The organism is Lactobacillus sp. 23-2, assembly GCF_044902225.1.
In the GTDB taxonomy this organism is placed as follows: domain Bacteria; phylum Bacillota; class Bacilli; order Lactobacillales; family Lactobacillaceae; genus Lactobacillus; species Lactobacillus absianus.
Map to the genome: position 1 here is coordinate 46214 of NZ_JAOQBX010000010.1, position 11692 is coordinate 57905.

Consider the following 11692-nt stretch of genomic DNA (forward strand, 5'->3'; position numbering starts at 1 on the left):
ATATGAATCGACTATGGAGTCAGTCGATATTTTTCATTTACTTTGGAGGAGTATGAATGAAAAACAAAAAGTTGAGTGTAGTAACAAGCTCTCGCTTGTTACATTATTAATACTATACCAAAATTGTGAACAAAGTGTGATGTTTTGCAAAAAAATCGCAAAAACTTTTGTTTTTCCGCTTTTTCTCTTAAGATAGAGGTATTAATCTGTCCAGAAGGGGTGAAAATCGTGGGACGCAAGGAAAAAAAGCCGGCTGACCGGGCTAAGCAAGCCGCCAAGCTGCAGACGCGGAAGAAGCAGCAGCTGCATAGAAAACTGCTGCACGTTTTTTTCAGCCTGCTGCTGCTGGCGGCCTTTGTCTTCGTCGGCTATAAGTGGGCTTATCCCTACTATCAGAAATGGGAGCAGCACCAGGAAATGCTCAGATCCCGGCCCAAGGTGCAACTGGCTGGGGACGGGACCAGCACCAGTGCCGCCTGGCACAACCTGGATGCCTACCATGAGGGGCTCAAGCAGCGCTATGGCTTCGTCTACCGGGCCGCGTACGAGACGCCCGCCCAAACGACGGTTGGGGTTGACTACGTCATTCCCGGCTTGGCTGAGACGCCAGCCTACGACTACGTGAAAAAACGGGTGACGACGGCTGACGCCATGACCCCCCAGGGGATCGCGATCGCCTACAACTACATGCTGATCACGGCTTACGATGCCAATCATACCCACGCGTCCGTGATCTACGTCTTGGACAAGAATACCGGCAAGTACCTGAAGACCATCCACCTGCCGGGGCGGCCGCACGTGGGCGGGATCGCCTATGATCCAAAAGGGATGCAGATCTGGATTACCGGGAGCAAGGACGACCAGTCGGCCTTGATGTCTTTTTCCCTGGCCAAGCTGATCGAATACGTCACGACCAACAAAAGCGCCGGCGAAGCCATCAAGTACGACGTCGACATTCCGATCACCTCGATCGTCAAGGCCTCCACGCTGGCCTATTATGACGATCAGCTCTTCGTGGGCTACTTCAATGAAGACGGCCACGGCAAGGTGGCCAGCTACAAGATTGCCCGCAGCGGGAAGTACAAGAACACGATCACGACCAGTGAGATCACCAGCGTGAACGACTCTGTGGCCTGGTCTGACCCAGACGGGTCCACGTCCATGAACAAGCAGATCCAGGGCCTGGCCATTTACGGAAACAAGATCTTCCTGAGCCAGTCCTATGGGTCCAAGGACTCCCGCCTCTATATTTTCCCGGTCACGGCCATCAAGAACCTGGATGAAAAAAATGCCGAGCAGGTCGTAACCATGCCGCCATATCTGGAACAGATCATTGCCTACAACGGCCAGCTGATCTGTCTCTTTGAATCAGGCTCGGCTGAGTACGCGACGCCCCGGATCACGGTGATGGACCGGACCCTGTCCGTCAACATCAATGCCCTTTTGGACAACAATTAAGAAAAAATACAAGTACAGCAAAGGAACAAGCATATATGGATATCCAAAGAAAAATCCTCATCGACGTCCGCTTGGCAGGCTGGTCCTGCCTTTTGCCGGCCAGCGTGATGCTGGTCTACTACCAGTGGACCAGGGACGTCTTCTTTTTGATCATGATTGGCCTTATTGCCATCTACGCCGCCTTCGTCCTGGCGACGGCCACCAGCGAGAAGTGGCATAAGCCCAATTACGTCTTGCAAATGGCCTGGGTTGCCCTCTTCTTTATCGGAGTGGTGCCCGCGATTCCGCTCTTTTTTGCCTACCACAGCGAGCGCAAGGCTGGCTGGAAATAGGAAATAGCTGGCAAATGTATATAAAAAGTTTAAAATTATCATTTTCACGCCAAAACATGTAAACAAAGGCGGCCTTTAGGTTTAAAATAACGTAAGTTGAATAGTTGAAATAGTTATTGAAAAAGATTGAAATTAATCAATGCTTTTTACTGCTCCTGGGGATAGCAGGGGCGGCAGTAGTATGAAGGAACGTGAAAGATGAAAGGTAACGAGAAGCAGGGTGCCGTCACGGCATCACGTGGAAAAATCTTCAGGGGATTCATCTTGAAGACCCTGTTTTACTTCCTGGTCATAATGGGCCTGATCTATCTCTACGAATACTGCGGGATCGGCGCGGCTGGGTTTATCTATAACGAGTTTTAAGGAAAGTTGAGTTTATATCAGATGGAGAAGAAAAATATTATCAAGGAAATCGACCAGATTGCCGCTCAAGAGCCGGACCGCTTGGCCTATGACTACTTGGGCAAAACGAACACTTACGGCGAGTTGAAGCAGCGCTCTGACGCCTGGGCCGAGCTTTTGCTTGAAAAAGTGCCAGCCAAGGCACCGGTCATGATCTGGGGCGGGCAGACTTTTGACATGCTGGCCTGCTTCCTGGGCTGCGTCAAGAGCGGGCACTGCTACGTGCCAATCGCCAACTACTCCAACGCGGAAAGAATCGCCTTGGTGCGCGAGGTTTCAGGCTCACCGGCCATTATCGCCATTGATGAGCTGCCGGAGGCCGACCTGACTGGCCTGACGGTCATCAAGCCGGAGGAAGTTCCTGCCAGTCCCAAGGGGCAGCTGGATGACAGCCAGTTCGTTTCCGGGGATGAAAACTTCTACATTATTTGTACTTCCGGGACCACGGGCAAGCCAAAGGGGGTCCAGATCAGTCACGACAACCTGGTCAGCTTCGTCAAGTGGGAACTGGCGGACTTTAACCTGCCAGACCACCCGCGCTTTTTGGCCCAGGCCCCTTACTCATTCGACCTGTCGGTCATGAGCATCTACCCGGCCCTGCTCAGCGGCGGGGAGCTGGTCGTTTTGCCGCATGAAGTTACGGAAAACTTCGGGGCCCTGTTCAAGGCCCTGCCGGAAACCCAAATCGACGTTTGGGTCTCAACGCCTTCCTTCGCGCAGATGTGCTTCCTGGACCGGACTTTTGACGCGGCCCACCACCCGGGCCTGAGCCACTTCCTCTTCTGCGGGGAAGAATTGCCGCACAAGGAAGTCGAAATGCTCAAGCAGCGCTTCCCGGACAGCCATGTCTTCAACACTTACGGCCCAACGGAAACGACCGTGGCCGTGACCCAGATTGAAATTACGGATGAAGTCCTGGCCAAATATGACCGCCTGCCAATCGGCCGGGTCAAGGAAGACACCCGGATCACGATCGACAAGTCCAAGGGCGACGATGGCGAGAGCGGGGAAATGATCATTTCCGGCCCGTCAGTCTCCAAGGCCTACATCAACAATCCGGAAAAGACCGAGGAAGCCTTCTTCAAGAATGAAGCGGGAGTCCAAAGCTACCGGACCGGGGATGTCGGCTACTTTGACGGGGACGTCCTCTTCTACAAGGGGCGGATCGGCTTCCAGATCAAGTTCAACGGCTACCGGATCGAGCTGGAAGAAATCAACTTCTACATGAGCCAGCTGCCGATCGTCCGCCACGCCGTGGCCGCGCCAATCTACAAGAAGGACCACACCATCAAGCAACTGGTGGCCGTGATTGAGCTCAACTCGGGCGTGGCCCGCAAGTACACCGAAGGCGCTTTGACCAAGATGATCCGGGAGGGCCTGGAAAAGGACGTCATGCCGTACATGATTCCGCAGCGCTACATCTACCAAGATGCCCTGCCAATCTCCCAAAACGGCAAGGTGGACATCAAAGCGGTCATCAAGGAGGTTAACAGAGCGTGATCAATCTGCAGCCTTACGAAAATCCGCAATACTTTATCTACCTGCTGCTGGCCCTGCTGCCGCTGATCATTGGCCTGTATTTTGGCAAGCGGTTCAAGACTTATGAAGCCATCGTTTCCTTGGCTTTCATCTTCCTGATCTTTGACGCTGACAAGTGGGTTCAAGGGGTAACCCTGATCTGCTACATCGTCTACCAGTTCCTGGTGACCTTTGCCTACCAGCATTACCGGCGAAAGACAGGGAAGGGCAACAAGACCTGGGTCTTCTGCCTGGCCGTGATTCTGGCCATCCTGCCCGTAGCCGCGGTAAAAATCTGGCCGGTCGTCCCTCACAAGCCGGGGCTTGACCTGGGCTTCTTGGGCATTTCCTACCTGACCTTTAAGACGGTTCAGGTGGTCATGGAATTGCGCGACGGGACGATCAAGAAAGTCGATCCGGTCATGTACGCCCGCTTCCTGCTGTTCTTCCCGACCATCTCCAGCGGCCCAATCGACCGCTACCGCCGCTTTGCCAAGGACTTTGACAAGGCGCCGAGCCGGGAGGACTACATCAAGGACCTGGGCTACGCGGTCAGATACCTGTTCCAGGGCTTTTTGTACAAGTTCCTGTTGGGCTGGTACTTCGGCAGCCAGCTGCTGCCATACTTGGAGCAGCAAGCCATCACGATGGGGAAGGGGAACTTCCTGCACCTGTCCTGGTGGCTGCTGGGCGTCATGTACTGCTACTCCATGTACCTGTTCTTTGACTTTGCGGGCTACTCCTTGTTCGCCGTGTCCATCTCCTATTTCATGGGGATTCACACGCCGATGAACTTCAACAAGCCTTTTGCCGCTCACAATATCAAGGAATTCTGGAACCGCTGGCACATGACCTTGTCCTTCTGGTTCAGAGACTTTATCTTCATGCGCTTTACCTTCTTCGCGATGAAGAAGCGCTTGATCAAGAACCGGATCCGCCTGTCCCAGGTAGCCTACCTGGTCAACTTCATGGTGATGGCCGTCTGGCACGGCTTGACCTGGTACTATATCGTCTATGGTCTCTACCACGCCCTGGCCATCATCATCAACGACATCTGGCTCCGCTTCAAGAAGAAGCACAAGCTGGTCAAGCACACTCGGTTCACGGAAGCCGTGGCCATTTTCGTGACCTTCAATGCGGTCTGCCTCAGCTTCCTGATCTTCTCGGGCTTCTTGAACAATTTGTGGTTCAACGTGCCTTTGGGCAAGTAGGGGAAGACTTTTTAAAGTATAATGTTAGCGATAAGTCAAAAAAGAAAATAGAGAAAGAGGAATATTATGGATATCAAAGAACAAATTGTTGAAATTTTGAAAGATTCTACTGGCGAAGACTTCTCCGACAACATGGACCAAGAACTCTACGAAAGCGGGATTATGGACTCCATGTCAACGGTGCAGATGCTGCTGACCTTGCAAGAGACTTTTGACATTACCGTTCCCGTTTCCGAATTCAACCGTGACGACTGGAACACGCCAAACAAGCTGATTGAACAGGTAAAGCAGCTGCAAGATGAAGAATAGTAAGAAACTCTGGCTGATTTTCGGGCCAGTCATCTGTGCCGCCCTGCTGGCGGTCGGCCTGCTGTCCATTCCATGGGAGCGGACCTTCTCTGCCGGCAGTCTCTACCAGGCCGCCGCTTCCCAGACAGCGACCGTCTTTAAAGGCAAGACCATGCGGCAGAAGGCCTATAAGCAGGGCTACGTGCCTTTTTATGGGTCCAGTGAGCTGTCCCGTTTTGACAACATGCACCCAACGGTTCTGGCAACTAAGTACAAGCGGGACTACATGCCCTTCCTGCTAGGGGGACCAGGCAGCCAGTCGCTGTCGCAGTACTTGGGGATGCAAGGGGCCGCGTCCAAGAAGGCCGTCATGATCATTTCCCCCCAGTGGTTCACCGCTGAAGGGCAAGATCCAGCCGCCTTCACGATCTATTATTCACCGCTGCACGCGGCTGACTTCCTGCTGAAGGCCCAGGATACCGAAGAAGACCGTTACGCGGCCAGACGCCTATTGCAGATGCCAAGCGTCAGGGACAGCCATTTGATCTACAATGCCGCCCTGCGCGTGGCCGCGGGCCTGCCAGTCTCGAAGACCCAGCGGGCGCTGCTGATCTGGCGGCGCCGGATGCTGGCTAATGAAGACACCTTTTTCACTTCCCTGCAATTGCGCGACCGCCTGCCAAAGATCAAGCAACAGGGGGCCAAGCTGCCAAAGACCTACTCTTATGCAGGCTTGAAGGCAGCCTCGGAAAAAGAGGCGGCTCAAAACACCAAGTCCAAACGCTTTGGGATCCGGGACAGCTTCTACAAGCGCCGGCTGAATGCCCGCTTGTTGCGCAAGCTGAAGGGCAGCCAGAAGAAGTTCGACTACATTGAGTCGCCGGAATATTCTGACTTTGAACTGATGCTGGACCAGTTTGCCCAAGACCGGACCCAGGTTCTGTTCATCATTCCGCCAGTCAACGCTAAGTGGCGCAAGTACACGGGCCTGTCGCAGAAGATGTATGAAGAAGCCACGGCCAAGATAAAGTATCAAATGACTTCCCAGGGCTTCACCAACATCATCGACCTGACCAAGGACGGCGGCAAGAAGTACTTCATGGAAGACACCATCCACTTGGGCTGGAACGGCTGGCTGACCATGGACCAGGCCGTGCGGCCTTTCATGGCCAAGAAGTACGTGGCGCCGAGCTACTACCTGGATGACTACTACTACACCCGGGGGTGGCGTGAGCGCAAGCAGGTGCCGGCAACCAGCCTGACCAACAAGCAGGTTCTGGCCAGATTGCGCAGCAAATAAGATTCTGATTTGCCTCCGAACCCAGAAGAGGATATACTTTAACTATGTCATTGCTCTAGCTGATATTTTTCTTCGGTAGCAAAATATCGCTTATCTGTGGTTTGCTTTGACATGCACTGTGAGAGCCTGATTCCGATGTTGGTGGAATCAGGCTTTTTTGTAAAAAAATAAAGGCAGTCTCCAGATTGGAGACTGCCTTTTAGCTTGGCGGCGTTTCTTAGCCATCGATCCACTGGTCGAAGCTGGCGTTCAGGAACTGATCGATCCGGCCTTCAGTGGCGTCGCTTTCGCTGAGAACCCGGGTGATTTCGCTCTTCTTCATCTTCTTGAGCAGGTAGGCCCGCAATGCCGCGTTGATGACCGTATCCAAGTCGGTGTCGGTCTTTTCCATGTACTCGCGGGTTAAGGCTTCAAGATCATCGTTGAGCTTGCATTTGTGTTTTGCCATGGTGATGCCTCCCTTCTCTTGTTGCATTAATTATATCATGACCGCCGGCGTGGCTCTAAATATAAAATATATAATATTTTACTATTTAAAATATGTAGAAAAAGCGGTAACATAAAAACGTGATGAGTAATATTAGCATATAAGAAATATAGATAGGGAGAAAAATATGTATCGAGAAGCTTTTGAAGCTGCCGCTGGCGCTTCTGCCAAAAAGGTCAATTTGCTGAAGAAGAATCCCTTCGGCTACGTTTTGCTGTCAGTCTTGGCCGGCATGTACATCGGTTTTGGGATCCTGCTGGCCTTTACGGTTGGCAGCCAGCTGGGGGACAATCCTTTTTCCGGTCTGGTCAAAGGGATGATCTTCGGCGTCGCTCTCAGCCTGGTCGTAATTCCAGGGGCGGAATTGTTTACTGGCAACAACTTCGTGATGGGCGCGGGCCTTTTGGAAAAGAAGGTCAGCCTGGGCCAGGCCTTGTCCTTGTGGATCGTCTGCTGGCTGGGCAACCTGCTCGGCGGATGCCTGCTGGCCGTGATGTTCGTCAACACTGGCCTGGACCTGCCAGCCGTTTCCGCGGTCTTTGCCAAGGCGGCTGCCGCTAAGATGGCCGCTCCAGCCGGTCAACTGGTCTTGCGCGGGATCCTGTGCAACATCTTGGTCTGCCTGGCGGTCTGGTCAGGCTTCCAAAGCAAGAGCGATTCAGCCAAGCTGATCATGATCTTCTGGTGCCTGCTGGCCTTCTTCACGACTGGCTTTGAGCACAGCGTGGCCAACATGACGACTTTTGCCGTAGCCTTGCTGAAGCCAGCCAAAGTGGCGGCAGTGTCCATGGACGGCATGTGGCACAACCTGCTGTGGGTAACCCTGGGCAACATGCTTGGCGGCTTGGTTTTCGTAGCTTTCCCATACTGGCTTGCGGCCCGGAAGACCGATGAAAAATAGGAAATTTGGAAGAAAGAGCAGCTTGGCTGCTCTTTTTTTGCTAAAAATTGATCTAGATCAAGGCCCTTGTGACAAAAAGTAAGTAAACTATAGATATGAACGGATGGAAATCCGAAATTTTTCAACACGGAGGACATGACCATGACTGTAAAAATTACTTTTAGTCCGGAAGCAGCGGCGGCCTTGACCAGCAAACTGGGAGACCGGAAGGTCGTCCTGCTGGCCCTCAATGACGGGTCCAACCAGTATTCTCTTCAAGGCGGGACTTGCACGATCGGTGCCAGCTTCCAATTCGTCTTGCTTGACGAAAAGGACCCAGGCTACAATATCAAGCTTGCCAACGATTTGGGCCTGGACCTGTACACCGCGGAAGCAGAAATGGGCTTTTTGGACGACAACCTGAGCGTCGGCGCCAAGTACGGGATGCTGTCGCTGTCAGGGGACTCAGGCCTGATTGACAGCGCGGTGAAGATCAACCGCTACGTGCCAAGCGCCCTGACTGCCGAACAAGTCAAAAACGGGGTCAGCTGCTAAAGTCAAACAAATCAACAATAATATTTTTAAACATCTCTCCAAGCCAAGGCCAACGGGCCTTGGTTTTTTGTGTGGCTGAGAGTGTGGGAAAAGTCTCCAACTTCGCAACTTAATGCCAATTTGTCTACAAGTGTTTAAATTTTTTCGAGAATGATTGACCGGGGCCGGGAAGAGGAGTAATATGACAGCATGTCATATGACACGGTGTCATATCATTGATTACGGAGGTAAGAGCTTTGCCAGTATTGGAACTCAAGAACGTCAAGAAGTTCTACAAGATGCCCGGCGGGGGGCGGTTTGAAGCCCTGCACGGGGTCAGCGCCAAATTCAATGCCGGGGAGATGGTCGCCATCGTCGGCGAATCCGGTTCCGGCAAGTCCACCCTGATGAACACCATCGGTGGCCTGGACTCGGATTTTGAAGGGGAAATCCTCTACGAGGGGAAGAACCTGCGCGACTTCTCGACCAAGGAAATGGTCAACTACCACAAGAAGAGCATTGGCTTTATTTTTCAAAACTTCAACCTGATCCCGCACTTGGACTTGATCGACAACGTGTCGATCGCCATGACCCTGTCCAACGTCGGTGAAGATTTCCGCCGCCAGCGGGCCAAGGACCTGCTCAAGCAGGTTGGTCTGGAAGAGCACATGTACAAGAAGCCGGACCAGCTGTCCGGCGGGCAGAAGCAGCGGGTAGCCATTGCCCGGGCTTTGGTCAACGACCCAGACGTGATTATCGCCGATGAGCCAACCGGTGCCTTGGACGCGGAAACGACCGATGTCATCCTGGACATGATCCGGGACATTGCCGTTGAAGGCAAGCTGGTCTTGATGGTCACCCACTCGGAAAAAGTTGCCGCGCACTGCAGCCGGGTTCTGCGCATCGACCGCGGGCAGATCGTGGACGACCATGAGCAAAAGCCGATCGAGCACCAGCAGATTGACCGGGAGAATATCGCGGTCCACAACATGAGCCTGTGGAAGGCCATCAAGCTGGCTTTCAAGAACATGAAGGCCAAGTTTGGGCGAAACGCCTTGGTGGCTACGGGCATGGGGATTGGGATCATGTCCGTGATCCTGATGCTCAGCCTGGGCAAGGGGGTTACTTCTTATGTCAGCGGACAGATGAACACCTACTCTAACCCGCTGGTGGCTGAAATTCAGAAGACCTCATCGCAAAAGATGCAGCAAAAGAAGATGCAGGACGTGCAAAAAGGCGATTCAGCCGCCCTGGCCAAGCAGCAGCAGGAGAACATGAACTCCCTGTCCGGGACCAGTGCTACGAATTCTTTTAGCAGCAAAGACCTGCGCAAGCTGAAGCGGATCAAGCACGTCAAGAAGCTGCAGAAGGGCTATACCGCCATTTCCCTGGGGACCAACCAGATCAGCTATAAGAAAAAGCGGGCGACCTTGATCTACTTGAAGACGGTCAACGATGCCATCGCCAAGTCGGAAATCAAGCATGGCCGCTTGCCAAAAGCTGGCAAGGATGAGGTCATGATCGACAACGGGACGGCTGAGACCCTGGGCAAGCACATGATTGGCAAGACCATCAAGGCCCACCTGCAGCTGGGCACGAAAACGATCGACAAGAAGGTCAAGGTCGTAGGCACCTATGAGCAAGCCGGCAATAGCGGCAGCATGAGCACGATCCTGCTGCCATATTCCGACCTGGAGCAGCTGTTTAAGGACAACGGGCTGACCTTGAAGGCAAACGTGGTCTACCTGACTTCCAGTAAGCAGAAGTACACGGAAGCAATCAAGACCAAGGCCAAGGACCTGGGCTTTGCTGGCTCCATGCAGGAGCAGATGACCCAGATGTTTGACAGCATCCTGTCCGTTTTGACCTACGTCTTGACGGCGATTGCCGCGGTTTCCCTGGTCGTTTCCGCGATCATGATCCTGGTCGTCTTGAACATTTCCGTTGTTGAAAGAACCCAGGAAATCGGGGTCATGAAGGCTCTGGGCGCCCGCCGCAAGGACATCCGCCGGATTTTCTCCAGCGAAGCCTTCTTGATCGGTCTGGGCTCTGGGATCGTCGGGGTGCTTTTGACCTGGCTGCTCAGCCTGGCCATCAACCATTACACCGTTTCGGCCTTCAAGGCAGCCGTCGTAACCTTGACCCCGCAATATGCTTTGACTGGGGTGGTCGTCAGCGTGGTTATCAGTATGATTGCCGGTATCCTGCCATCCAACCATGCTTCCAAGCTGGATCCAGTTGACGCCCTGCGGAAGGAATAGCTCATGCCAAAGCAGACTTTTTTCAACCTGCCGGCGGAAAAAAGAAAGCGCGTCATCGACGCGGCTAAAGAAGTGTTTTACCACACCAGCTACGAGGAAGCCTCAATCAATCAGGTCATCAAGCTGGCTGGGATTCCCCGCGGCAGCTTTTACCAGTATTTTGATGATAAAGCGGATCTATATGGCTTTTTGTGTCACCGGATTGCCTTCCGCTTGCTGAAGCAGCTAAAGGATGCAGTCTGGAAAGCCGACTACGACCTGTTTCAAGCCAGCCGGACCATTTTGCCGGTGTGGCTGAAGGAGATCTTCTATGGGAAGGACGCGGAATTCTTTTACCGGATGATGGACGCGATGTCCCGCCGGCAGATGCCGCACGCGCATCGCCAAGCCGACAAGGAGCTGCTCAGTCCAGAAGAGACCAAGCAAGCCGCCGAAAAGCTGGCAATCCCCGAGGCGGACGTAAAGTACCTGGTCCAGGAACTGTTCATGACCTATGTCAGCGTCATTTCTGCCGGGGTCAAGAGCTATGAAGCCGGGGAGAAGGTCGACTTGGGCCAGCTGGATCAGCTTTTGAACCGGCGGATCGGCTATCTGGAGCACGGTTTTAAAAAGGCAGGGTAGCAGATTAAGAATAAGTACCGTAATTTAACGCAAGCAGCTTGCGAATGAGTCAGGAATTTACTTCCTGGCTCATTTTTTGATATTTTTTTCAAAAAAATCGCGAATTTTTTCAAGCAAAAAAGGGCTGAAAACGAACTAAAATTTCTTTAAAAAGGTCATTCAGACTTAAATTAAGTCCAAAAAGCCAAATTAAACGATTGCCAAAATAACAACGCTTCCCCGCGTTCACATGATAATCCGGACGAAAAAGCAAATTTGACGAACCAATTAAAAGAAGGTAAAGTATTATTTGTTCGCGAGGAAAAGCCAAAGCGCTTTCCTAAGGAAACAAAATCTTAAAAAAGATGTTGACAAAGATTCATCATCTTGCTAAGATATAAAACGTTGCGTCGCCGAAAGG

Annotated in this window: 12 protein-coding genes; 11 read left to right on the forward strand and 1 reads right to left on the reverse strand. The window is 52.6% G+C overall.

Annotated elements, in window-relative coordinates; translation table 11 throughout:
• Nucleotides 1–279 precede the first annotated feature (279 nt).
• The 7 genes from OCH80_RS05500 (at nt 280) to dltD (ending at nt 6509) form a co-directional block, all read left to right on the forward strand.
• The gene (locus OCH80_RS05500) at nt 280–1458 is read left to right on the forward strand and encodes a YncE family protein (RefSeq protein WP_404538728.1); all 1179 of its coding nucleotides are present in this window, start codon (nt 280–282) and stop codon (nt 1456–1458) included.
• Between the two features lie 35 nt (nt 1459–1493).
• The gene (locus OCH80_RS05505; RefSeq protein ID WP_302188284.1) at nt 1494–1790 is read left to right on the forward strand and encodes a hypothetical protein; all 297 of its coding nucleotides are present in this window, start codon (nt 1494–1496) and stop codon (nt 1788–1790) included.
• A gap of 198 nt (nt 1791–1988) precedes the next feature.
• Nucleotides 1989–2153 (forward strand): teichoic acid D-Ala incorporation-associated protein DltX, encoded by a 165-nt coding sequence (locus tag OCH80_RS05510; protein ID WP_154549201.1) that lies wholly within the window; start codon nt 1989–1991, stop codon nt 2151–2153.
• Nucleotides 2154–2174: 21 nt separating this feature from the next.
• Nucleotides 2175–3692: a D-alanine--poly(phosphoribitol) ligase subunit DltA gene (dltA, locus tag OCH80_RS05515; protein ID WP_404538708.1), complete on the forward strand. Its 1518-nt coding sequence runs from the start codon at nt 2175–2177 to the stop codon at nt 3690–3692.
• Nucleotides 3689–4921, forward strand: a complete 1233-nt coding sequence (dltB, locus tag OCH80_RS05520; RefSeq protein ID WP_302188287.1) for a D-alanyl-lipoteichoic acid biosynthesis protein DltB — start codon at nt 3689–3691, stop codon at nt 4919–4921. Before dltA ends, dltB begins: the two co-directional genes overlap by 4 nt.
• 66 nt (nt 4922–4987) lie before the next feature.
• Nucleotides 4988–5230, forward strand: a complete 243-nt coding sequence (dltC, locus tag OCH80_RS05525) for a D-alanine--poly(phosphoribitol) ligase subunit DltC (protein ID WP_154549509.1) — start codon at nt 4988–4990, stop codon at nt 5228–5230.
• Nucleotides 5220–6509, forward strand: coding sequence for a D-alanyl-lipoteichoic acid biosynthesis protein DltD (gene dltD / locus OCH80_RS05530; protein ID WP_404538713.1), 1290 nt, complete (start codon nt 5220–5222; stop codon nt 6507–6509). Before dltC ends, dltD begins: the two co-directional genes overlap by 11 nt.
• A 217-nt stretch (nt 6510–6726) precedes the next feature.
• Here the strand turns inward: dltD and OCH80_RS05535 are convergent, their stop codons facing one another.
• A complete protein-coding gene (locus OCH80_RS05535; RefSeq protein WP_154549511.1) occupies nt 6727–6957 on the reverse strand; it encodes a hypothetical protein in 231 nt (76 codons plus the stop codon).
• A gap of 166 nt (nt 6958–7123) precedes the next feature.
• On the opposite strand from OCH80_RS05535, the gene OCH80_RS05540 reads away from it, so the two are divergent.
• The 4 genes from OCH80_RS05540 to OCH80_RS05555 all read left to right on the forward strand — a co-directional run bounded on the left by OCH80_RS05540 (nt 7124) and on the right by OCH80_RS05555 (nt 11292).
• Nucleotides 7124–7897 carry a formate/nitrite transporter family protein gene (locus OCH80_RS05540; RefSeq protein ID WP_404538716.1) on the forward strand — a complete coding sequence of 258 codons (774 nt, stop codon included), beginning with the start codon at nt 7124–7126 and terminating at the stop codon, nt 7895–7897.
• A gap of 141 nt (nt 7898–8038) precedes the next feature.
• A complete protein-coding gene (locus OCH80_RS05545; protein ID WP_404538719.1) occupies nt 8039–8431 on the forward strand; it encodes an iron-sulfur cluster biosynthesis family protein in 393 nt (130 codons plus the stop codon).
• Nucleotides 8432–8667: 236 nt separating this feature from the next.
• The gene (locus OCH80_RS05550; RefSeq protein ID WP_404538722.1) at nt 8668–10671 is read left to right on the forward strand and encodes an ATP-binding cassette domain-containing protein; all 2004 of its coding nucleotides are present in this window, start codon (nt 8668–8670) and stop codon (nt 10669–10671) included.
• Between the two features lie 3 nt (nt 10672–10674).
• Nucleotides 10675–11292: a TetR/AcrR family transcriptional regulator gene (locus OCH80_RS05555; protein ID WP_404538725.1), complete on the forward strand. Its 618-nt coding sequence runs from the start codon at nt 10675–10677 to the stop codon at nt 11290–11292.
• The last annotated feature ends 400 nt before the right edge of the window (nt 11293–11692 follow it).